At 65.9% G+C, this 21774-nt stretch carries 18 protein-coding genes and 1 other annotated feature; of the genes, 8 read left to right on the top strand and 10 right to left on the bottom strand.

All coding sequences use genetic code 11. The features are described 5' to 3' along the window. Nucleotides 1-18 precede the first annotated feature (18 nt). From GDIA_RS12745 to GDIA_RS12735, 3 genes are read right to left on the bottom strand one after another with little or no spacing between them, the layout of a single operon-like run. On the bottom strand, nt 19-1224 hold the full coding sequence (locus GDIA_RS12745) for a Dyp-type peroxidase (RefSeq protein WP_012554396.1): 1206 nt from the start codon (nt 1222-1224) through the stop codon (nt 19-21). A 14-nt stretch (nt 1225-1238) separates the two neighbouring features. Next, entirely contained in the window at nt 1239-2396 is a 1158-nt protein-coding gene (locus GDIA_RS12740) for an NHL repeat-containing protein (protein ID WP_012554395.1), read from the bottom strand. Between the two features lie 9 nt (nt 2397-2405). After that, the gene (locus tag GDIA_RS12735; RefSeq protein ID WP_012554394.1) at nt 2406-3914 is read right to left on the bottom strand and encodes a carbohydrate porin; all 1509 of its coding nucleotides are present in this window, start codon (nt 3912-3914) and stop codon (nt 2406-2408) included. 180 nt (nt 3915-4094) lie between these two features. Between GDIA_RS12735 and GDIA_RS12730 the strand changes: the two genes are divergently transcribed. Next, nucleotides 4095-4616: a GNAT family N-acetyltransferase gene (locus GDIA_RS12730; protein ID WP_012554393.1), complete on the top strand. Its 522-nt coding sequence runs from the start codon at nt 4095-4097 to the stop codon at nt 4614-4616. Nucleotides 4617-4874: 258 nt separating this feature from the next. On the opposite strand, the gene GDIA_RS19455 is transcribed toward GDIA_RS12730, so the two are convergent. The 3 genes from GDIA_RS19455 to GDIA_RS12720 form a co-directional block, all read right to left on the bottom strand. Further along, nucleotides 4875-5012, bottom strand: coding sequence for a hypothetical protein (locus tag GDIA_RS19455; protein WP_012228333.1), 138 nt, complete (start codon nt 5010-5012; stop codon nt 4875-4877). 114 nt (nt 5013-5126) lie between these two features. After that, on the bottom strand, nt 5127-6446 hold the full coding sequence (locus GDIA_RS12725) for a sensor domain-containing diguanylate cyclase (protein WP_244410100.1): 1320 nt from the start codon (nt 6444-6446) through the stop codon (nt 5127-5129). A 117-nt stretch (nt 6447-6563) separates the two neighbouring features. Further along, nucleotides 6564-7166 (bottom strand): GNAT family N-acetyltransferase, encoded by a 603-nt coding sequence (locus tag GDIA_RS12720; RefSeq protein ID WP_012554391.1) that lies wholly within the window; start codon nt 7164-7166, stop codon nt 6564-6566. Between the two features lie 568 nt (nt 7167-7734). Here GDIA_RS12720 and GDIA_RS12715 point away from each other — a divergent pair. Then, nucleotides 7735-8259 (top strand): hypothetical protein, encoded by a 525-nt coding sequence (locus tag GDIA_RS12715; protein ID WP_012228329.1) that lies wholly within the window; start codon nt 7735-7737, stop codon nt 8257-8259. 4 nt (nt 8260-8263) lie between these two features. Here GDIA_RS12715 and GDIA_RS12710 read toward each other — a convergent pair whose 3' ends face one another. The 3 genes from GDIA_RS12710 to GDIA_RS12700 all read right to left on the bottom strand — a co-directional run bounded on the left by GDIA_RS12710 (nt 8264) and on the right by GDIA_RS12700 (nt 12325). Then, nucleotides 8264-8971 (bottom strand): CBS domain-containing protein, encoded by a 708-nt coding sequence (locus tag GDIA_RS12710; RefSeq protein WP_012554390.1) that lies wholly within the window; start codon nt 8969-8971, stop codon nt 8264-8266. A gap of 112 nt (nt 8972-9083) precedes the next feature. Further along, the gene (locus GDIA_RS12705) at nt 9084-10811 is read right to left on the bottom strand and encodes a SulP family inorganic anion transporter (RefSeq protein ID WP_244410098.1); all 1728 of its coding nucleotides are present in this window, start codon (nt 10809-10811) and stop codon (nt 9084-9086) included. Nucleotides 10812-10843: 32 nt separating this feature from the next. After that, nucleotides 10844-12325 (bottom strand): DUF2252 domain-containing protein, encoded by a 1482-nt coding sequence (locus tag GDIA_RS12700; protein ID WP_012554388.1) that lies wholly within the window; start codon nt 12323-12325, stop codon nt 10844-10846. Nucleotides 12326-12686: 361 nt separating this feature from the next. Here GDIA_RS12700 and GDIA_RS12695 point away from each other — a divergent pair, with 361 nt between their 5' ends. From GDIA_RS12695 to GDIA_RS12680, 4 genes are all read left to right on the top strand, one after another. Further along, nucleotides 12687-15035: a TonB-dependent receptor gene (locus GDIA_RS12695; protein WP_012554387.1), complete on the top strand. Its 2349-nt coding sequence runs from the start codon at nt 12687-12689 to the stop codon at nt 15033-15035. 80 nt (nt 15036-15115) lie between these two features. Further along, nucleotides 15116-16315, top strand: a complete 1200-nt coding sequence (locus GDIA_RS12690; protein ID WP_012554386.1) for an amidohydrolase family protein — start codon at nt 15116-15118, stop codon at nt 16313-16315. A 14-nt stretch (nt 16316-16329) separates the two neighbouring features. Then, complete coding sequence (locus tag GDIA_RS12685; protein ID WP_012554385.1) at nt 16330-17205, top strand: LysR substrate-binding domain-containing protein; 876 nt, start codon at nt 16330-16332, stop codon at nt 17203-17205. A gap of 132 nt (nt 17206-17337) precedes the next feature. Next, nucleotides 17338-18777 carry an NCS1 family nucleobase:cation symporter-1 gene (locus GDIA_RS12680; RefSeq protein ID WP_012554384.1) on the top strand — a complete coding sequence of 480 codons (1440 nt, stop codon included), beginning with the start codon at nt 17338-17340 and terminating at the stop codon, nt 18775-18777. Nucleotides 18778-18811: 34 nt separating this feature from the next. Here GDIA_RS12680 and GDIA_RS12675 read toward each other — a convergent pair whose 3' ends face one another. Further along, on the bottom strand, nt 18812-19510 hold the full coding sequence (locus GDIA_RS12675) for a YfdX family protein (RefSeq protein ID WP_012554383.1): 699 nt from the start codon (nt 19508-19510) through the stop codon (nt 18812-18814). Between the two features lie 384 nt (nt 19511-19894). Between GDIA_RS12675 and GDIA_RS12665 the strand changes: the two genes are divergently transcribed. Together GDIA_RS12665 and GDIA_RS19250 are read left to right on the top strand one after the other, a co-directional pair. Then, nucleotides 19895-21123 (top strand): IS3-like element ISGdi14 family transposase gene (locus GDIA_RS12665; RefSeq protein WP_157864216.1). Its coding sequence is split into 2 segments (ribosomal slippage): nt 19895-20183 and nt 20183-21123, totalling 1230 coding nucleotides; the frame shifts between segments, so codons are not numbered across the junction. Next, nucleotides 20176-20290, top strand: a sequence feature (AL1L pseudoknot). Its footprint overlaps the gene before it by 115 nt. After that, nucleotides 21120-21410 carry a hypothetical protein gene (locus tag GDIA_RS19250; protein ID WP_144880446.1) on the top strand — a complete coding sequence of 97 codons (291 nt, stop codon included), beginning with the start codon at nt 21120-21122 and terminating at the stop codon, nt 21408-21410. The genes GDIA_RS12665 and GDIA_RS19250 overlap by 4 nt, the downstream gene beginning before the upstream one ends. The last annotated feature ends 364 nt before the right edge of the window (nt 21411-21774 follow it).

Below are 21774 nucleotides of genomic sequence, written 5' to 3'. Positions count from 1 at the left end.
AGCCGGCCGGCGCCATTGCTACGCGTCCAGCAGCGCCGCGCCGATACAGGTTCCGGGCTTGCGGCCCGGGCAGGCGAACAGGCCGCTTCCGATATGAGTCGTGAACTGGTTCATCATATCGAACTTCGCCATGCGATCGAAGATTTTCGTGAATCCGGTACGCGGGTCCTGCTGGTAGCACAGGAACAGAAGTCCTGCGTCGAGCTCGTTCCCCTGATGCCAGGGCGGCCAGCGCTCGGCGGTGAAGCTCAGCCCGTTATCGTAGGAATAGGCCCGGCGCAGGATCTGCGCGCCGCCATTCTCCGAAGGCGCCGCCAGGCGCGCATGGGCATTCTCGGCAATCACAGGGTTGCCGTCATGGTCCTGGGCCTTCAGGTCCAGCGGGTCCGATTCGCGATGACCGCCGATCGGGGCGCCGCTTTCCTTCATGCGGCCCATCGTTTCCTCCTGGAATCCCACCTTCATGCGGTCCCAGTGTTCCAGCGCGATGCGGATGATGCGGGCCACCTGGTAGCTGCCGCCCTGCATCCATGCGACGTCGTCCGGCGCGGCCCAGACGAAGCGGTCCGTGGCCCGGGAACTGGTCGTATCGGGATTCATCGTCCCGTCCTTGAACCCCATCAGGTTGCGCGGCGTCGTGTGCCTGCCGAAGTCGGGCAGAAAACCCGCCTGGGCCCAGCGGGGCTCGGCCATGCCATAGGCCAGGCGCGCCAGAACCCGCGCCGCATGCAGGGCGGTCTGCGGGTCGTTGGCGCAGCTCTGGATGGACAGGTCGCCCCCGGTCCGCGCGGGCACAAGCTGGTCGCCCGTGAAACGCGGCAGGTCGGCCAGCGCCGCAGGCCGGCGGGATGCCAGGCCGAACCGGTCCCTGCCATCCTGCGTGAACAGGCCGGGGCCGAAGCCGAATGTCAGGGTCAGGCCCTTCGGGGACAGGCCCTCGGCCTCGCCGGAATCGACGAAGTCGGGAATGGCGTGGCCCGCCATCATGGCGTCCGCCGCCTGCGTCCAGCGGCGCATCAGGGCGGCGACGTCCGCACGCTTTTCGGCGGTGATGTCGAACGTCATGAAATAGATGCTCGATTGCTGCGGCGTGGTAATGCCCGGCTGGTGCAGGACGGGCGCCGAAACCGGACGAACCGCCCGGGCCGGGCCGGCCACGGCATTCAGGCCAGCCACGCCAAGCGCGCCCTCCAGGAAAGCGCGGCGGCTGAAATACGGGTTCATGTCGTCCCGCCCCCTCATGGCCTGCTAAGATTCAGCGTATTCATGTCGTCCTCGACATAATAGAAGCTCTTGCCGTCGGGGGTCATTGCCAGGCCGAACAGGTCGCCGTTGCCCGGGGGCTGCTGGGCCTGGTCGCTGTCGATCCACTGGGCGTAGATCTGCTTCTTCGCCACCGGATCGATCTCCACGACCTGGCCGTTGCGCCCGTTGGACACCAGCAGATGGTGGCCCGGCACCCACATCATGGCCAGGGGCCAGTTCAGCAGTCCGCCCTTGGTGATGACGCGGCCTACCGCGTCGTCGGTGCGGGTGACGGGGTCGGTGCGGGTCACGGCGTTGTCGATGGCCGTGACCTCGTCGTCATACCCATCGGTGACATAGAGCGTGCCGTCCGTATCCAGCGCCAGCCCCGTCGGGCCGAACAGGAAATTGTCGCGATCCGCCCGGGCGGAAAAGCCGCTGGCGACGACGGTCTGTTTGTCCAGGACCGGTGCCTGGCCCTGCGGGATGCGCAGATCCAGCCGCAGGACCGTGGCCTTGTGCAGGATCGGCGGATAATGCGTGGCCGGGTCCAGGACGTTCGGCCCGGGCAGGTCGTAGCCCGACATCGAGATGAACAGCGTGGCCGTGTCGCCGCGATCGATGGCGGCGATATCGCCCCAGGGCGCGTTGATCAGCGGGCCCTTCCAGGTCGCGGCCAGATGACCGTTCGCATCCAGCACCGCCAGGCAGCCGTCGCCCTTGGTCAGGGTGGACCCGTCCTTGCTGGGCGCGCTGCCGACGATCACCCAACCCGATTTCAGCACCGTCAGCGCGGTGGTCAGCCCCACGCCGCCGGGGCAGGCGGCCAGATGCGGCGGCAGGCTGGCGAACTGCGTCACGTTGCCCGTGGCGGGGGAGTAGACGACGATGGTCGACCCGGTCCCCTGAAGGTTGCTGATGTTGTTGAAATTGGTGACCAGCACATCATCCTTGTGCAGCACCCCCATGTCCTGCGGCACCACGACGACCGCGTAGGGATTCAGATCGCCATTACCGGGGCTGGTCGAGGCCAGCATCGTGTGGCGATGAAGGGATTCCAGGAACCCCTTCGGCCCGGCATGGGCCGCGGCCGGCGCCAGCGCGGCAAGGAACGCCGCGCCCATGAGAAAGCGTGTGATGAATGGCTGCATGATCAAAACTCAAAGCGCAATGTTGGTGCGAAAGCCGAGCACCAGCTCGTTATGGATATGGTGGTCGGGATGGGAAGGATTCGGGATGCCGCCGCCAGGATTGAAGATGTATTGGAAATCCGGCTGCCACTGCATCCACCCGGTGAACTGGTACTGGTATGTCGCCTCGACATAGGTCTCGCCGCCCTGCGGCGGGGAATAGACGCCCGTATACTGGTGGACCGCACGGTCATAGCGCGCCAGCGCGCTGCTGACATGGGTGTAGCCCATGGCGAGCCCGAACGTGTCGTCGGTTCGATAAGGAAACGGGTCCTTCATCGTCACGCCGTAGTTCAGGCTGAAATCGACCGGCACGCGATCGGCCTGCGGCGTGCCCATGGCGCGGCCGAACATGTTGATCGTGCGGTTGGGGTCCACATGGCTGCGCCATAGCATCTGGTCCATCACCGCATAGAAGCTGAAGGCACCGCGATGATTCACAGGCGTACCGTTGCTGGCCGGCGATGCGAGGGGCGTTCCGGTATTGTCGTAATACTGGTCGGCGAACGGTTCGGAATCGTACCACCCGCCCAGGCGATAGACATGCGACAGCGGCTGCTCGTCATCCGGCGAGACCATGGCGCCCAGCGCGGGATAGACATACTGGATTTCCGCGATCGCCATGACACCGCGATCGAGCGGGAAACTGGTGCCGGACGCGTTCGTCTGCTGCGGATCGCCCGACAGCGCGCGGGTGGGGCTACCGCTATAGACCCCGCCCAGCACATAGAGCGGGGTCGCCAGCCAGTATTTCCCGCGCACACCCAGCGCCGAAAGCGGATAGGCCGGACCGCCGCCCGGCAGGTCGGCCGACGGCACCATCGGCCATCCGAACATGGTGTTGGCGAAGATCAGCGCGTTGCTGCTGATCATGTATTCCTGGTCGAGGCTCTGCTGGCCGATCTTGATGTCGAGCTGCTGCTGGTCGAGGAATTTCTGGTCGAACCACAATTCCCACAGCCGCGTGGACCGGTCGGCCTCGATGCCGCTGATGGTCTGGAGCGCCTGCAGATTGTCCTGGCTGAGGCTGCGGCCGTGGATCTGTTCCATGCTGACGTTGAACGTGCCGCCGTACCAGCCGAAGGCACGCTGGGTGTTGATCTGCAGCACGGCTTGGGTCAGGCCGTCATAATCGACCCCGCGACGGTTGCCGCCCGTGGCGTTGCCGAAGACCTCCGACGTTTCCTGCACGGCCAGGACGGCGCCGTATTTGCCCAGTTCGGGGCGCAGTCCCCACATGTTACCCAGGAAATTCGCCGAGCGGCGCCAGTTGGACAGAAAGCCGAAGACGCCCGACGACGCATCATCCTCGGCCTCGGCCGCGTTGCCCAGATTGATCGTCGGCGGGACGGCATGCGCCCGCGTGACCGAAAAGGCGCCCAGCGCCAGGCAGCCCGCCGCGACGATCGCACGCGCCGGCCAGGGAACCCGGGCACGACGTGACGCAGTGGGAAGCAGGGGGGCCGGCCGCTGCGACATGACATTCCTTGTGGGAAACCGTTGATGCGATTTATTATCAATAGCGATTCCAATCCGAATTGCAATTGATTTGCATCAAAATATGTCTGGAGCCATGCGGCCGGCAGCCGATCCGCCTTATCCTGCGGCATACGACTCGCCGCCGCCCATCGGGCCGGCCCACCGACCAAGGAACCGAGAATGCCCGTGCCCCACCAGATCCGGCTGATGACCGCGTCCGATTTCGATGCGGTCTGGCCCATCCTGCGCGGCGTGGTGCAGGCGCGCGAAACCTATGCCTGGGACCCGGAGATGGACCGCGCGGAAGGCTGGCGCCTGTGGGCGGCGCTGCCGCGCGCCACCTATGTCGCGGAACGCGACGGGGTCATCCTGGGCAGCTATTACATCAAGCCCAACGCCGGCGGGCCGGGCGACCATGTGTGCAATGCCGGCTATATCGTGGCCCCCGAGGCACGGGGCCAGGGGGTCGCGGGGGCGCTGTGCGCGCATTCGCTGGCCGCGGCGCGCCGGATGGGCTTCGCCGCCATGCAGTTCAACGCGGTGGTGGCCAGCAACCATGTAGCGGTGCGGCTATGGCGGAAACACGGCTTCATCATCGTGGGCACCGTGCCGGGCGCCTATCGCCACGCCACGCTGGGGCGGGTGGATTGCCACATCATGTACCGCCCGCTGGACGACCTGCCGGAACAAACCGGGAAATGAGACGGCGGCGGTGCTGCCGCAAGCCGCGCCGGAAACTATCCACAGAGTTACCCAGACAGGTACCCCCGGAATCTGTGGATAAGGCCGGGCGACCCTTCGGCCCGATCCGGCCGGGAAATGGCGGTTTTCCGCCAGTTGCCATAAAAGAAACGGACGGAGAGGAATCGCACTTGATTTTGTAACAGCTTTGTGTCGCCCACCCGGGCCGAATCATTCACAGCCCGGGCGCTTCAACGCCTGCCACCCCTGCACACCTGATCAACCCAGGATCAGCAGCACGACCAGCCAGGCGGCGGAGAACAGAATCAGCAGCACGATGCCGATCTGATCCAGCAGCGGCGTCGCTCCGCCACGAGCCCATTTTCCCGGACGGCGCGGGCGGACAACCTGTCTCATGAACGGCCTCCCCTTATCTGGGAATTTTCCTTTTTTCGGAAATATTCAAGCCAGAACGGGAATGTAATCGGATTCCGTCGCCGTTAAAGACCGCCGATACGAAAAAAACGTACCCTATCCCCGTTCGACTTCCAGGGTCGCGAAAGCCACGCGGTCGCGGCCGTTTTCCTTGGCCGAATACAGGGCCATGTCGGCCCGCGACAGCGCATCGTCGCCGCCGGCGTCGGCCAGGCGCATCTTCGAAATCCCGATACTGACCGTCAGCGCGATGCTGTGGCTTTCGAAGGGGACCGGCGTGCCCGCAATCGCCTGGCGCAGACGCTCGGCGATGCGGCCGGCCTCGTCCAGGCCGGTATCGGGCAGGCAGGCGGCGAATTCCTCGCCCCCCATGCGGCCGGTAAAATCGGTGGCGCGCAGCGTGGCCATCAGCACCGTGGCGACATGGCGCAGCACCGCGTCACCCGCCGCATGGCCGTACCGGTCGTTGATGGTCTTGAACCGGTCGATGTCGATCATCAGCACCGCGCCCCCCCGGCTGACGCCACCGCGCAGCATCTGCCAGGCCTGTTCCATTCCTTCGGTGAAGGCGCGGCGGTTCGGCAGGCCGGTCAGGTGATCGACCCGCGCCAGGGCGTGCAGTTCCTGTTCCATGCGCCTGCGCGCGGTCACGTCCACCACCAGCCCGTACCACAGCGTGCCCCCGTCGGGCAGGCCGGTCGGATGGGCGTCGATCTGCCGCCAGCGCAGGCCCTGCTCCGGCAGCAGCACGCGAAAGACGCAATGCCAGGGCGTCAGCGTCGCGGCAGCCGCGGCCAGCGTCGCGCGATAGGTCTCCAGGTCGTCGGGATGCACACGCTCATGGACCGGGATGGTGCTGACCGCCACCTGTTCCGCCGTCAGTTCATAGATCTCGTCGATCCTAGCGCTGGCATAGGGCATGTGGGCCGTGCCGTCGGGCGCGCGCAGGCACTGGAACACCAGGCCCGGAACCTGGTTGGTCAGGTTGGTGATCAGCTCGATGCTCTGCTGCAGCCGCTCGGCCAGGGCACGCATCGAGCTGATGTCGGTCGTCGTGCCCACCATCCGCAGCGCCCTGCCCCGGGCATCGCGGCTGACGACGCGGCCACGGCTGAGCACCCATTTATAGCCGCCGTCCCGGCAGCGCAGCCGGTATTCGGCCTCGTAGAAATCGGTGCGGCCCTCGAAATGGGCGTCCATCGTCGCCTGGACATAGGCCAGGTCATCGGGATGCACGCGGTCGTAGCTCTCCTCGACCCGTGTGCTGACCTCGTCGGGGCGATAGCCCAGGATTTCGACCCAGCCGTCGGAATAGCGGATTTCGCCGGTCACGACGTCGCGGTCCCAGATGCCGGTGCCGCTGCCCGCAACGGCCAGCGCCATGATCTCGTTGAAATCCCGCGTGTGCCCCCGCACCTGTCCCCGTCCCGTCCCCGATCGAAGGGCCGATCTCGTGGCCCGCTTCATCCCCATGAAGTCCCAGACGAGCATATGACACGCGTCCTGCCCGGTCGAGGGGACGCCTTACCCGGGTTACGCCCGCGCGGCGAGGGAAAACCGCAGGTGCGCGCGAACGGCGGGCCATTCCGGCGCGGTGATGCTGTACACGCAACTGTCGCGCACCGTGCCGTCCTTGGCCCGGACATGCCAGCGCAGGATGCCGTCCAGCCGCGCGCCCAGCCGTTCGATGGCCTGGCGGCTCTGCCGGTTCAGGACATGGGTGCGGAATTCCACGGCCAGACAGCCCAGCGTGTCGAAGGCATGGGCCAGCAGCAGCAGCTTGGCCTCGGTATTCAGGCCGGTCCGCTGGACGCTGCGCGCGTACCAGGTGGAACCGATTTCGACACGCGGACCTTCGGCGTCGATGTTCATGAAGGTCGTCATGCCCACGATCCGCCCGTCCGCGCGACGGATCACCGTGAAGGGCAGCATCGATCCCTGGTCGCGCAGGCGCAGCCGCCGGTCGATTTCCGCCCGCATGCCCTCGGGGTCCGGCACGCTGGTGTACCACAGCGTCCACAGCGCGCCGTCCGACACCGCCTCGACCAGCCCGTCATGGTGGTCCGGCGACAGGGGAACAAGCTGGACCAGGTCGCCGGCCAGCGTCACCGGGGCGAGAGGGAGGCGGTCTGTCATGAAGTGTGTTTCCTGCTATGGCGCCACGCGGACGCGGTCGCGCCATCATATAGCGTTGCGGCGCAATGCAACCATTGCGCGCGTTAACGGTTTAGGCTGCGCCGCCCCCGGCAGTGACGTCGAGTGACCACGAACATGAATGCGACCGAGACAGGCATCACCCCAGGACCCGCCCGATATCCCGGCGCGATGCCGCGACCGACAGACGCCGCAGGGAGGATGGCCGGCCGCATGCCCCTGGTTCCGGCACGCGCCGGACTGCCCGCGCCATGCTGCCCCGCCCCCGCCGTTCCTCGGCCATCCCATCTTTCGGACAGGACAGGGCTGCCGTTCGCCATGACGTGAACGCGGGGCGGCCGGTTCGGAATGCCGCCGCGACCTTCCACAGGCGTACGAGGCACGATGCCTTCTGCTGCATGGAAAAACAGATCGAATAAACGTTTCAGCTTCTCCCGATGCCCTTCCGCGCAATCCCGTCCACGCTGCTTCGCAGAATTATTGTCATTTCGAAACAAAAAGTAACAGCGCGTGCCCGCGCGATCCTGTTCGATCAAGGAGATCCAGAATTATGATGACCCTGGCAAGCATCCCGTTATCGCGCATGCGCGTAACGCCCGACCTGCTGGCCAATCCGGTCGGGACCCTGCTGGTGACGTCGGAAAACGGGTCCGACGCGCAGCGGATCGTCGTGCGGACACGCAGCGTGACGGACAGCCGGAGGGCCCGCCCCGGCCTGATGATGCTGCAGGGCGACCTGGTGGGCTATTTCATCCCCGACGAGCAATGCGGGGCCTTCGTGCGCAACGCGCTGGACGTCACCGACCTGCTGGCCCCGATCCTTCGTGATATCATCCCCGGTTTTCGCTACAATGAAGATGCGTGCATCCGCGGCGACGTCTGGCATCTGCGTGACGAGACCGGCACCCTCTTCGCCGGGGTCGCGGTGGGTTCGGCGCTGGTGGATACCGCCGTGTCGGGTTACGCCCGCATCGTGGACGGCCGCATCGGCGACATCGTCTCCGCCACCCGCCTGGCGTATCTGGGCCGCCTGGGCTTCAACGCCGCCCCCGCGGGCCCGACGCTGAAATCCTGACGGGTCAGATCCTCATCGGCATCGCGCCATCGGTCATCGGTTCGACAACCTCCAGGTGATCGATGACCGAGGTCACGCCACGGGTGTTTTCCGCCGCCACGCGGGCGGCCACGCGCAGGCGTTCGTCCAGGATGGTGCCCGTCAGTTCCACCACCCCGTCCTGAACGGCGACATGGATGAAATCCTCGCCCGCCCATTTGGACTGGCGACGATATTCCTCGGTAATCTCGTTCTGGATCTGCACGTCGGACACGGTTTCGGTGGGGCCGGAGGCAGCGCGCATCAGCGCCCGCAGCAGGTCGGCCCGCGACAGGATGCCGACCATCCGGCCATCCTGTATCACCGGCAGGCGCTTCACCCGGTGGGCCAGCATCATGTCCACGGCCTCGCGCAGCGTGGCGTCGGGCGCGATCGTCACCGGGCTGTCCGACATCAGGTCGATGACGCGATGGCTGTGGGTCCGCACGTAATCCGACGCCGCCCGCCCGGGCGAGCGCAGCCAGTCCCCCAGCCAGGACCGGCCCGGTTCGGTATCCAGCTCGCTACGGCGCAGCAGGTCGCCCTCGGTCAGCACGCCCACAACGTGGCCGCCCACGCCCAGCACCGGCACGCCGCTGATCCCGTGCTCCAGCATCAGCCCCACCGCCTTTTCCAGCGGATCGGTCGGGGCGACGCCCACGACCGACGCCGTCATGATGTCCCGTACACGCATGACACGCGCCCTTTTCCATGATGGTGCAGGGCACGTGTTCATCGCGCGCCGGGGGCGCAAGGGCGTCGTGCAAACGTGATTCCTCCGGCGACGCACGTGTCACGGACACAGGTCAGGCCCCGGCTGCCTTCACGATCGCCCGCCCGGCCGCCAGCGCCGGATGCAGGGCGGCGAAGTTGGCGTTCGGGTCTTCGGCCGACAGGATGCGGTGCCGTTGCATGTCGGCCCGCAGATAGGAACTGACCCGGCCGAACAGCACGACGATGCCCCGCCTGCGCAAGTCCGCCAGCAGGTCGCGCAGCGCGCCGGCGGCGGAGAAATCGATGTCCGTGATCGCGCTGGCATCGACGATCAAGCAGCGCACCGGCGCCGGCGCATGATCGATCAGCAGGTGCACGTCGTCGGTGAAGCGGCTGCAATTGGCGTAGAACAGGTCGGCGCCGAAGCGATAGACGACCAGCCCCGGTTCCGTCTGCCTGCCGGGGGCGACGGGTTCGGTCTCCAGCGCGCCGGTCACCGGGTCCTGCCGCAGCACCATGGTGTGCGGGCGATAGCTGTGCCGGACATGGCGGAACAGCGACAGCGCGATGGCCAGGAAGATGCCCTGTTCCACCCCGATCCCCACCACGGCGGCGGCTGTGACCATGGCCAGGCCGAATTCGCCCGGGCTTTCGCGCCGGATGGCCCACATGGCCCGCCAGTCGATCATCCCCACCGCCACGGTGAAGACGATGGACGCCAGCACGCAGCGCGGCAGGTCGCGCAGCGGCCCGGTCAGCACCAGCACCACCACCAGCGTGACCAGCGCGAATGCCACCTGCGCCCGCTGGCTGCGCGCGCCCGCCCGCACCGCCATGGCCGTCTGGGTGGGGCTGCCGTTCACGACGAAGGCGCCCGTCAGCGCGGCGGCGGCATTGGCGGCGCACAGGCCCAGGATATCGGCGTTTTCGTCCACCTCCTCATGAGCGCGCAGGGCGAAAGCCCGCGATGTCGCGGCGCTCTGCGCGATGATGACGAACACGCACGAGGTCGCGACGGGCAGCAGGGCCACCATCTCGTTCCACGATACGTCCGGCAGCCCCAGCGACGGCAGGCCGCCCGCGATCGGACCGATGACGGCCACCCCCCGCCCCGCTAGGTCCAGCACCCGGCTGGCCAGGATGCCGCCCACCACCGCGACCATGGCCAGCGGCGCGTGCGGCACCAGCCGCCGCCCCCCCATGATGACCGCCACGACCAGCAGCGACAGCCCGACCGTCAGCGGATGGGCGTGCGGCAGCCCGTCCGCGACCTGCAGCAACTGCCGCACCGGGTTATGGGCGGTCGCGGCCACGCCCAGCATGTCGCGCGACATCGCGATGCCGACCTGCACCCCGACCCCGGCCAGGAACCCCACCAGCACGGTGCGCGAAAAGAAATCCGCCAGGAATCCCAGCCGGAACAGTCGCCCCACGAACAGGAAACCGGCCACCAGCCACGTGACCGTGCCGACCAGCGCCACGTATTTCGGGCTGCCCGCCGCCGCCATGCCGGCCAGGCCGCTGGAAAAGATGGCGGCGGTGGCGGAATCGGCCGCCACCACCAGATGCCGCGACGACCCCAGCAGGGCGAACGCCACCAGCGGCAGCAGCACGGTATACAGGCCGGTCACGGCCGGCATCGCGGCAATGCCGGCATAGCCCAGCACCTGCGGAATGTTCATCGAGGCCAGGGTCACGCCGGCCACCACGTCGCGCGCCCCGCCCGGCGCGCAGACGCCGGATACCAGGGCGCGGGGGGCCGTGCGCGCCCGCCGCACCGCCGCCGCCATGCCGGCCCGGATCATGCCTGTCCGGATCATGCCTGGCCGAATCATGCCTGGCCGCGCCATGGTCAGGCCCCGCTGCCGGTGCCGGCGCCCCCCGCGCCGCGACCGCCGCCGCCATTCCCGCCGGGTGCGGTGCCGGACCAGCAGGGCAACCGCCCGGCCGCGATCGCCGCCTTGAACAAGGTCCAGTCGCGGCGCGTCTGTTCGGCATACAGCACCGAAAAGCCGCCGATCGCGTCGGCGAAGGATCGTCCGCGCCCCAGATAGGCCGCCAGGGCCACCACATCGCCGGTGCGGGCGTGGGCGCGGGCCAGCGTGCGGCCGCACAGCAGGGCGTAATCCGGCAGTCCCTCCTGCGCGATCTCGGTCCCGATGGCGGCCAGCCGCGTATCCTTCACGCGGCGGACATAGAACTGCCGCCCGGCACCCGACAGGGCATGGGCCGTATCCTCGGCCTCGTCCTGCCCGGCGGTGTGGGTCCAGCCCAGGAAGGCATCCGGCGCCGCCTGCATGATGCGCTGGCCGGTGACCACGCGCTGGCCCTGGTTGCGGAACGCCGAGGCCCCGGCGAAGGGCGCCAGGACGGAATCCTGCGCTTCCTTGATCTGCAGCAGCAGGCTGTCGCCGTCGGCGGTGGCGAACAGGCCGATGGCGCAGAACGTGCCGACGCTGCCCACCCCCACGACCTTGAAGATCACGTCGCGCAGGCGGTAGCGCGTCAGCAGGATGCCGCGCTCCGGCGGCTGGGTCGCGACGTAGCGGGCGAAGGCGCTGCGCACCGCATCGTCGTTTTCCGGCAGGCGCATCACCAGGGGCGGCTTTTCCTGCAGGGTGGGCGCGCCGCTATCGTCCGCCACCAGGCCGAAATGGCGGCGGGCGGCGTCCAGCCGCGCGGCCAGCAGGGCCTGGACCCGCTGGCGCACGCGCTTGCTGGCGAACCCGTCGATCGCCGCCCCCAGGTCGATCCGGTGGGTCCAGATTTCCAGCGGCGTCAGCGGGGCCAGCCGCGCCATTTCCCCCGCGTAGGCCTGGGCGGCCGCCACGGCCAGCCCGCGCGCCGCGTCGTCGGACAGGCCGGTTTCGTGCCCCGCCAGCACCAGCGACGCCCCCAGCCGCTTGATGTCCCATTCGAAGGGCGCCGGCAGGGTTTCGTCGAAATCGTTGATGTCGAAGACCGGCACCCCTTCGGGCGAGGCATAGCTGCCGAAATTCGCCAGATGGCAGTCGCCGCAGCTCTGCACCCGGGGCCCGGCCCAGGCGGTCTGCGCCAGATCCGCCGCCATGACCACCGCCGCCCCGCGCAGGAAGGCAAAGGGCGAGGCCGCCATGCGCGCATAGCGCACCGGCAGCAGGCTGGCGATGCGGCTGGCCCCCTGGCGCTCCAGAACGGCAACCGGATCCGCCCGCCCCGCCGGCGGCGACCAGTCGGCATGCCCCCCGCGCGGCAACGTCTTGCGCAAGGCCAACCCGCGCGCGCGCCGCGCCTCGCGGGTGTCGAGAATACCGGCGGGATGCACGGTCGGAAAATCGGCGGGATAGGCGTTCATTCCCCGATCTTGGCAAGTCCCGCGCTCCGCGTCACGCCCCAAAGGCGCTACCTTCCGCCGGCACGCACCGGATCAATGCAGAAGCCAGCCTGCCGGCATCCATCCCCGCGCGAACGCAAAACCGTATGCGCGCCGTCGCCCGTCCGGCCCCGCCATCGCACATTCCCCATCAGGAACATTCTCATCCCGGAATCAGTTTGACATCGCGATAAGTGGGTGACATATGATTTCGTATTGAAATTATTCAACGCTGGATCGGGCTCCTGAAACGCCCGTCCATATCCTTCCCGCTGCGCCATGGCGCCTGGAAACGGGCCGCTGCGCGATGCCCAATATGATACGAAACAGGAATGAAAAAAGCATGAAGCCGATTTCCTTCAGGGTTTCCCTTCTTCTTTGCGCAGTCTCGATCATCCCGATTTCCGCCGTCGCCGCGACGCAGCCCAAGACCCATCCGGCAGCCCATCCGGCGGCAGCCCCGTCCGAATCCATATCGGTCGTCCGTACCCTGCGGCAGGCATCGGGCTCCGGCCAGATGGTCCGTACCCATGCCGAAGCCTCGGTCAGTACCGTGGATCGTGCCTACATCACCAAACAGGTGGCCAGCGCCGGCGCGCTGAACCTGGTGCAGAACATGCCCGGTGCCAACGTCGCAACGTCCGACGCCTTCGGCATGAGCAATCAGGTCACCATGACCCTGCGCGGCCTGAACCAGCAGGAAATCGGCTTCATGGTCGATGGCACGCCGCAAAACGATCCCAATAACGGCACCATCTACCCGTCGCAGCTCATCGATTCCGAAAACCTGCAAAGCGCGTCGATCACCCAGGGCTCGTCACCCATCGACACCCCCAGCTATGTCGATCTCGGCGGTCAGGTCAGCTTCAAGACCATCGACCCGTCGCATCAGTTCGGCGGCTACGCATCCTCCATGTTCGGCACGTGGGATGCCAAGAAAGAATTCATCCGTATCAATACCGGCGATATCGGCCATACCGGCATCCGGGGCTGGATGTCCTTTTCCGATTTCTACGACCAGCACTTCACCGGCCCGGGCACCGACCGCCGCCTGCACATCGACGCGAAATTCCTGAAGGAATGGGGGCAGGGAAACCGCGTCGCGGCCGTCTTCACCTGGGCGCACCAGACGATTTCCAATTACTACGAACCCACGCTCGCACAGTGGAACGCCACCGGACGGTCCAACTATTACAGCCCCACCTACATCCAGGGCGGATCCCCCGCCGCCAACTCGGCCTACTGGCGGATGTACCAGAACCCGTGGGAAGATTTCAATATCGGCCTTCCCTCGACCTTCCGCCTGGCCAGAAACCTCACGGCGGATGTCGAGCCCTATTTCTTTCACGGCTCCGGTGGCGCTCTCAGCGGCACAACCCTGCCCACGGGCGGCTATTACTGGGGCAACCAGTTCGAATCCCCGGGCTCCACCCTTCCCGGCGCCAGCGGCGGCCAGGCTCCGGCCGTCCAGCGATACCTCAACTCCCCTTACCGTACCGGCTTCGTCGAAAAGCTCAACTGGACGCAGGGAAAAAACACCCTGACGCTGGGAAACTGGTACGAATATGACGATTTCTCCAACTGGATCGACTACACGCCCGTCACGGCCAGCGGCGCGCCCCAGGGCCCGCGCGGCACCGATCCCACGGTCATGATGGCCAACGGCCGCCCGCTGCGCTCGGGCGACTACAACCTCATGACGCAGGTCAACGGCATCTTCCTCAACGACCGGCTCAGCCTGCTGCATGATCATCTGCAGATCACCGGCGGCATAAAGGCCGTCATGGTCGACCGCGTCGGCACCAACCACATTCCGGGCACCGAATACCGCATCCACGACAACAGTTTCCAGCCGCTGCCGCGCCTGATGGTCCGTTACGACTTCAACCACGAACATCAGCTGTTCTTCAACGTCACCACCGGTTTCCGCGCGCCGTTGGGCACCAGTTTCTTCGGCAGCACCAGTCCCGCCACCGGGCAGGTCACATCGCTGGGCGCCGGGCAGCAGAAGGACGAATACTCCATCGCCGAGGAAATCGGCTACCGCTACCAGGGCCGCCAGGTCCTCGGCAGCGTCACCTTCTTCAACTATAACTTCACCAACCGGCAGATCGCCACGCAGACCTATGTCGGCAACCTGCCCGTCTCCACCACGATCAACGAGGGCGGGCAGACCTCGCGCGGCGTCGATATCGAACTCGGCACGGTTCCCTTCATGCATTTCAGCCCCTACGCCTCGTTCGAATATCTGCACACCACGATCGACAACGATTTCAGGGTCGGAAACGACTACCTGCCAACCAAGGGCAAGACAGCCGTGCAAAGCCCGCGCTTCCAGGCATCCTTCGGTCTGTCCTATGACGATTCCCTGTTTTTCGGAAATTTTGGCCTCAAATATCTCTCATCCCAATACTCCACTTTCATGAACGATGAAAAAATGGCCGCCCAGACCCATGGCGACATGACGATCGGCGTCTACCTACCGTCCTACCGTTACATCAAGCATCCGAAATTCCAGCTCAATTTCGTCAATCTATGGAATACGCACTACCTGGCCGGCCTGGGTTCCGTCCTGCCCAACGCGCGGTCCACACGCGGCGTCAACGGCACCATCATCGACGCCGCCGGTGCGCCGACCTATATCATCGGCGCGGGCTTCACCGTCGCCGCCCAGCTTTCGACCGAATTCTAGGAGGACACTCGCAAGAACGCCCTCCTGGCCCGGGCAATCGGGTCAAAACAAAGAAGAATGAAAACAGGCTATCGCACCTCATGGACCTGATTATCCGGAACGTCCGCCTTACCCCCCACGCCGCGCCGCTCGATATCGGCGTCACCGCGGGGCGCATCACCGCCCTGCACCCCGACATCCCCCGCACCGCCGCCGTCGAGCATGACGGCGGCGGCTGCCTGGCATTCCCCGGCTTCGTCGAAAGCCACATCCATCTCGACAAGGCCGCCACCCTGCATCGCTGCGGGACCGAGGACGCCAGCCTTGCCGCCGCCATCCGCAAGATCACCGAACTCAAGGCCACCTTCACGGTGCAGGACGTGCACGATCGCGGCGCCCGCGTGCTACGCGATGCCATCACCCACGGCACCACGGTCATGCAGAGCTTCGTCGAGGTCGATCACGCCGCCGGTCTGCGCAGCCTGGAAGGCCTGCTGGCCCTGGCGGAGGAAGCCCGCCACGCCATCGACCTGCGCCTGTGCGCCTTCGCCCAGGACGGCCTGACCCAGCATGCGGACGGCGAAGCCCTGCTGGAGGAAGCCCTGCGCCTGGGCGCCCGCAGCATCGGCGGCTGCCCCTATACCGACCCGGACCCGCAGGAACAGATCCGCCGTATCCTCGCCCTGGCCGCCCGGCACGACTGCGACGCCGATTTCCACATCGATTTCGACCTCGACCCCACTGCCAGCGCCCTGCCCTTCCTGATCCGCCACGTCCTGGAAACCGGCTATCGGGGCCGCGTCGTCATCGGCCACGCCACCAAGCTGTCCATCCTGCCGACCGACGAGCAGACCGCCATTCTGGACGGCCTGCTGGCGGCCGACATCATGCTGACGGCCCTGCCCGCCACCGACCTGTTTCTCATGCGCGGCAGCATGGCCCCGCTGATGCGCTATGCCCGCATGGGCGGGCGCTGCGCGCTGGCCACCAACAACATCGTCAACCCCTTCACCCCGTTCGGCGACGGCAACCTGCTGCGCATGGGCAACCTGTTCGCCAACATCACGGGCGCCACGACCGATGCCGACCTGGCCCTGATCTGGGACATGCTGACCACGTCCCCCGCCTCGTCACTGGGCGTACCCGCGGCGATCACCGAAGGCGCCCCCGCCGATATCGTCCTGATCGACGCCCCGGACCCGGCAACGGCGGTGCGCGAACTGCGCCCCGTCCTCGGCGGGTGGAAAGCCGGGGTCTGGACCTTCGTCCGTCATCGTCCTGAAATGAAGGCCTCATTCTGAAACAGGAATCCATCATGGAAGACGCCCGAGACCTCGACCCCCAGCAACTCCGCTCCTTTCTGGCGGTGGCGGAAACGCTGCATTTCACCTCCGCCGCCCGGCGTCTCGGCATTGTCCAGTCCACCGTCAGCCAGCATGTCAGCCGCCTGGAACAGGCAGTCAACCGCACCCTGCTGGTCCGCAGCACCAAGCAGGTCACCCTGACGCAGGACGGCCACATGATGATCGCGCTGGCCCGTGACATCCTCTCGGCGCAGGACCGGGCGCTGACCTGGTTCGACCGCTCGGTCATCCGCGGCTATATCCGCCTCGGCATCTCAGAAGACCTGACGATGACCCGGCTGCCGGAAATCCTGGGCATCTTCCGCGAGAAATATCCCAAGGTCGATGTCCATCTGCGCGTCGGCCTCAGCGGCTCGCTGCAGAACGATCTCGATACCGGCTCGGTCGACCTACTCTGCACCAAGCGCCGAATCGGTGACGCACGCGGCACCACCATCTGGCGCGAACCGCTGACCTGGTTCGGCAACTGGGAACCCGGCACCGCCCTGCCCCTCGTCGTGTTCCCCGAACCGGCCATCACCCGCCAGCTCGCGCTGGAATGCCTCAACGCGGCGGAAATCCCCTGGTACGTCGCCTTCACCTCCGAAAACCTGACCGCCCTGCTGGCCGCCGTCCGCGCCGGCTACGGCGTCACCGCGCAATCCTCGTTCCTGCGCCAGTACGACCGGTCGCTGCCCGTCACCGAAAACCTGCCCGAAACGGCCGATGTCGATTTCATCGTCATCGGCAAGACCGAAGCGCTGGAAGGCCCCGTCAAGGCGCTGGCCGACACCATCGCCGCCCATTCCCGGCAGATCACCCCCCGCACCACCCGCCGCAAGAACTAGAGGCCTATCCATTCCCACCGGTTCGCGGACATGCCCCCCCCCGGATCGGTGCCCTGGCGAGCATCCCTGTCCGACCGTATGGAGCCATCCGGTCGGATGGCTCCAGCGCAGGGCCCAACCGGAAAAGATCCCATGCTGGACACGACCCAGACCGCCCGCGACCCCCTGCTGTGGAATCCCGACATCGCCCCCCTGCCCCGGCAGAAACGGGACTGGACATGGATCACCCTCGCCGCCGTCTGGATGGGCATGGTCCATAACGTGGTCGCCTACGAGGCCGCAGCCGGCCTCATGGCCATCGGCTTCTCCGCCATGCAGTGCCTGCTCATCGTCTGGACGGCCTATTGCTCGCTGTTCGTCGCCATGTGGTTCAATGCCCGCGCGGGCACCGAATGGGGCATTCCCTTCTGCGTCCTGATCCGCGCCGCCTTCGGCCCGCGCGGCGCCGTCATCCCCGTCGCCATCCGCGCCGTGGTCGCCATCTTCTGGTTCTCGGTCCAGTCCTATGCGGCCTCGCAGGCGCTCGACGCCATCGCCGCCAGCCTGTGGCCGGACTGGAGCAGCCTGCACCTTCCCGACGGCACGGCGCTCGGCCCCTGGCTGGCGGTGGCGATGATCTGGGGCCTGCACGCCCTCGTCGCCGCCCGTGGCATACACCGCATCCGCAATTTCGAACTGGTCGCCGGCCCGCTGGTCCTTGTCGTCGCCGGCGCCGCCGCCCTCTGGGCCATCAGGATCTGCCACGGCACCGGCCCACTCTTCGCCATCCCGTCCACGCTGCACGGGTCGGCCCTGTTCCTCAAGGGCGGGGCCGCCGTCACCAGCATCATCGGCATATGGGCATCGTTCGCGGTCAACATCCCCGACCTCAGCCGCTTCGTCCACTCGCAGCGCGACCAGGCCATTGGCCAGCTCATCGGCCTGCCGGTCACCGCCGTCATCTTCACGCCCATGAGCATTCTCATCACCTCGGCCACCCTGGTGATGTTCGGAAAACCGATCTGGAACCCGGTCGAAATCCTGATGCGGATCCACAACACACCGCTTACGCTCGCCGGCGGCATCACGATCATCGTCGCGGCCCTGTCAGTCAACGTCGCCGGCAACATCGTCCCCGCCGCCTACGACCTGCTCAGCCTGTTCCCCCGCCGGCTCGATTTCGACCGCGCGTGCATCACGGTCATCCTGCTCGGCCTGTTCGTCGCCCCCTGGCTGTGGTTCGACCATCCGCAGACGGTCTTCGCCTTGCTCGGCCTGCTTTCGGCGGTGCTGGCACCCATCACCGGGATCATGCTGGCCGACTACTATCTGGTCCGCCGCCAGACGATCGACCTCGCGCAGCTCTACTCATTCTCCGGCCTCTATGCGGGCCGGCGGGGCTGGCGCCCGTCCGCCCTGGCGGCTACCGGCCTGACCCTGCTGCTGCTGCTGCCCCCCGCCCTGCTGCCGGCCGGCACCCTCCCGGGGCAGGATGCCATCAACGCGGTATCCTGGTTCCTGGGCATTGCGACGGGCGCACTGCTATACACCGGCTTCAACCGCCATCCTCTTCACAGACCGAATGACCTGTGAAGAGGGGCATGATCACATCAGACTACGATGATCATCATTTCTTCTGCTGCGTCGGTTTCGCCGGGGCAGCCGGGGCAGCCGGGGCCAGGGTCTCGATAAAATCCTGCGACACGAAGACAAGCCCGTTCAGGGCCTGATCCAGCGCCTCGGCCGCCTGGGCCGGCTGGCGTCCCTCAACGAACACTGTCGCCCGGTTGACCGCACCCTCGGTCTGATCCAACGGCGCCAGCGCGACAATGAAATCGACATCCTCGCCAACGACCTGCATCGTCTGGGCGGCGCCCTTGCTGTCGCCGGCCTTCAACTGATCGTTGGCCTTGGCGACCGCGGCCTTCTTTTCAGGTGACAGAATATCGCTGGCGATAAACGCGCCGCCGACCGGAACCCAGTCGATCGGCGTGCTCGTCACCGGATGGTTCGACGGCAGCGGATGCTGCGGAGCAGGCTGAAGCGCGCTTTCCGCCACATTGTAGCGCTTTTCGGCCTTACGCGCCGCTTCCAGGCGCTTCTGCGCGTCATAGAGCGGCGGCACCGCCTGATCGACTTTTCCCTGCGCGACAAGCTGCCGAGCCGTCACGATATCGGTCAGGGCCTGCTCCCCGTCATGGGAGAGATGATGGAGCGCGCGCTCGGCCTTGAACTTCTCCCACGTCGCATGAAGCGACGCCGCCTGCGACAGCGAGGGCGCGAAGCCCAGGGCGGCGACGACCGCCAGCGTGGCAACATTTCGCATAGCTGATATCCTTCTCGTCCGTTAGAGTCATATTTAACATAATGTTTCTGGCACTCCGAGGACAAGGCAAGTCAAGATACGTCCCCGACCACCCATGCATAACGAAGCCGCGATTAATACGGCGTTGCCTCCCGCCGGAGCGCCCCAGCGGCGAAGCCTGAATTCCATCCCGGACCCACCGTAAGACGGACGATGCCATGCGCAACGAGCCGGCACGGAAGCATGACACTGCACCGGAAAAGTCGTGACCCTGCCCCGTGGAATGCCCTCGTTTTTGAGTAAGGTCTGTCCAACCGGAGACAGGCCATGAAGAGATCACGTTTCACGCAGGACCTGAAGCGTCCCGGGTTTCGCGGAGGCTCCTATCTGTGAGAAGGAGCTATGATGAACACGATGAGCCAGAGATTTTCGCCTGAGGTCCGTGAGCGTGCGGTCCGTATGGTTGGGGAGCATCGGGCCGATTACGGGTCGGAATGGGCTGCGATGACATCGATTGCTGCCAAGATCGGTTGCACGGCGGAGACCTTGCGCCGCTGGTGCCGCGATGAGGCCAGGCGGCGAGCGGGACCGGCGGGGCAAGCTGGTGACGAACGCGTTCGGCTCAAGGAACTTGAGCGCGAGGTCAAGGAGTTGCGCCGCGCCAACGAGATCCTGCGCAAGGCATCGGCGTATTTTGCGATGGCGGAGCTCGACCGCCGCGGGAAATGATGATGGCGTTCATCGACGCCCATCGCGAGGACTTGGGTATCGAGCCGATCTGCCGCGAACTGGCGATTGCCCCATCCTCCTATCACGAACATGCTGTCCGTCTGGCGGACCCCGCCAGGCGGCCTGCGCGTGCCCGGCGCGACGACGAACTGAAGGACGAGATCAAGCGGGTATATGACGCCAGTTCAAAGCTCTACGGGACGCGCAAAGTCTGGCATCAGATGCGCCGTGAAGGCATTGAGGTGGCCAAATGCACCGTGGAACGCCTGATGCGTGCCATGGGCCTAGCCGGCATTCGGCGAGGGAAGAGGACGGTCACGACCATCAGCAATCCCAAGGCTCCGTGCCCGCTGGACAAGGTGAACCGCGCATTCCGCTTGAGCCGGCCGAATGCCCTGTGGGTGGTCGATTTCACCTACGTCCACACATGGGCCGGCTTCGTCTATGTCGCCTTCGTGATCGACGCCTATGCCCGGCGCATCGTCGGCTGGAAGGTCAGCACGTCAGCCACCGCCGGCTTCGTGCTGGACGCCCTGGAGCAGGCGATCCATGCCCGCAGGCCCGGACCCGAGGATGGCTTGATCCACCATAGTGACAGGGGCGTCCAATACCTCGCCATGAATTACACCCAGCGCCTGGCCGAGGCCGATCTGGTACCCTCGGTCGGCAGCGTCGGGGACTCCTATGACAATGCCCTGGCCGAGACCATCAACGGCCTCTACAAGGCCGAGGTCATCTGGCGGCAGCCTTCCTGGCCGACCGTATCGGCCGTGGAAATGGCAACATTGCGCTGGGTCGATTGGTTCAATAACCATCGCCTCTTTGGCCCCATCGGCTATATCCCACCCGCCGAGGCCGAAGCCAACTACTATGCAGCCCTCGAGATCATCGATATGGCTGCGTGACTCAAACCAAATGGCCTCCGGGAAACCCGGGACGCTTCACTCTCCTGTTCGATCTGGCGCGTCCGCTTGATGAACTCGAGAAAATGCTGCTCGAAACCTTCTCCGGAATGACCTTGAAAATGATCGATGTATTCGAGCGCCATCACGTCGGAAAAAGATACTTGCGCAGCAATTACAAGGACGCCTTGAAATCTCTCGAGGCAAAAGGATCAATAACTGCATCACCGCCTGCACAAAATAGACGTCGAAACACATTCGCTGACAATATTCTGATAGAATTTCCTTGAAGAATAGCGAAGCGGCAGGTATCGTGCTGTGTGTCGTCACCCTGAACCGTCCTGCCCGGACAACGCGGATTTCACTCTCACACGATAATGCTCTGTGATGCGCGCCATCAGCCATCACAGGCTCATGGCGCAAGGCATCCCGGACCCATTTCGTCGGTGTCGAAGTGCCAATACCCACATTCTTAGCAATCCGCTCACGCGACAGATCGCTGCTTAGAGTCAGACACACAGCTTCACGTCTGAACTCCGCCTTGTAAACACGTCCTATTCCAGTTCCCCTTCATAACCATATAGTCTGTGGTAAAGGTCCGGAACACAACCATGACACGCCCACATCCTTCGCGTAAGTGTCCGCTTCCAGGAC

Origin of the sequence: Gluconacetobacter diazotrophicus PA1 5, from assembly GCF_000021325.1 — a bacterium.
Taxonomy (GTDB): domain Bacteria; phylum Pseudomonadota; class Alphaproteobacteria; order Acetobacterales; family Acetobacteraceae; genus Gluconacetobacter; species Gluconacetobacter diazotrophicus.
The sequence above is the reverse complement of the archived record's forward strand: the minus strand, read 5'-3'. Positions and strand labels throughout refer to the sequence as shown.

Excerpts from the sequence above, each read along its gene's own strand:
- GDIA_RS12745 (WP_012554396.1), bottom strand. The coding sequence starts at position 1,224 with ATGAACCCGTATTTCAGCCGCCGCGCTTTCCTGGAGGGCGCGCTTGGC.
- GDIA_RS12740 (WP_012554395.1), bottom strand. The coding sequence starts at position 2,396 with ATGCAGCCATTCATCACACGCTTTCTCATGGGCGCGGCGTTCCTTGCC.
- GDIA_RS12735 (WP_012554394.1), bottom strand. The coding sequence starts at position 3,914 with ATGTCGCAGCGGCCGGCCCCCCTGCTTCCCACTGCGTCACGTCGTGCC.
- GDIA_RS12730 (WP_012554393.1), top strand. The coding sequence starts at position 4,095 with ATGCCCGTGCCCCACCAGATCCGGCTGATGACCGCGTCCGATTTCGAT.
- GDIA_RS19455 (WP_012228333.1), bottom strand. The coding sequence starts at position 5,012 with ATGAGACAGGTTGTCCGCCCGCGCCGTCCGGGAAAATGGGCTCGTGGC.
- GDIA_RS12720 (WP_012554391.1), bottom strand. The coding sequence starts at position 7,166 with ATGACAGACCGCCTCCCTCTCGCCCCGGTGACGCTGGCCGGCGACCTG.
- GDIA_RS12715 (WP_012228329.1), top strand. The coding sequence starts at position 7,735 with ATGATGACCCTGGCAAGCATCCCGTTATCGCGCATGCGCGTAACGCCC.
- GDIA_RS12710 (WP_012554390.1), bottom strand. The coding sequence starts at position 8,971 with ATGCGTGTACGGGACATCATGACGGCGTCGGTCGTGGGCGTCGCCCCG.
- GDIA_RS12705 (WP_244410098.1), bottom strand. The coding sequence starts at position 10,811 with ATGATCCGGACAGGCATGATCCGGGCCGGCATGGCGGCGGCGGTGCGG.
- GDIA_RS12700 (WP_012554388.1), bottom strand. The coding sequence starts at position 12,325 with ATGAACGCCTATCCCGCCGATTTTCCGACCGTGCATCCCGCCGGTATT.
- GDIA_RS12695 (WP_012554387.1), top strand. The coding sequence starts at position 12,687 with ATGAAGCCGATTTCCTTCAGGGTTTCCCTTCTTCTTTGCGCAGTCTCG.
- GDIA_RS12690 (WP_012554386.1), top strand. The coding sequence starts at position 15,116 with ATGGACCTGATTATCCGGAACGTCCGCCTTACCCCCCACGCCGCGCCG.
- GDIA_RS12685 (WP_012554385.1), top strand. The coding sequence starts at position 16,330 with ATGGAAGACGCCCGAGACCTCGACCCCCAGCAACTCCGCTCCTTTCTG.
- GDIA_RS12680 (WP_012554384.1), top strand. The coding sequence starts at position 17,338 with ATGCTGGACACGACCCAGACCGCCCGCGACCCCCTGCTGTGGAATCCC.
- GDIA_RS12675 (WP_012554383.1), bottom strand. The coding sequence starts at position 19,510 with ATGCGAAATGTTGCCACGCTGGCGGTCGTCGCCGCCCTGGGCTTCGCG.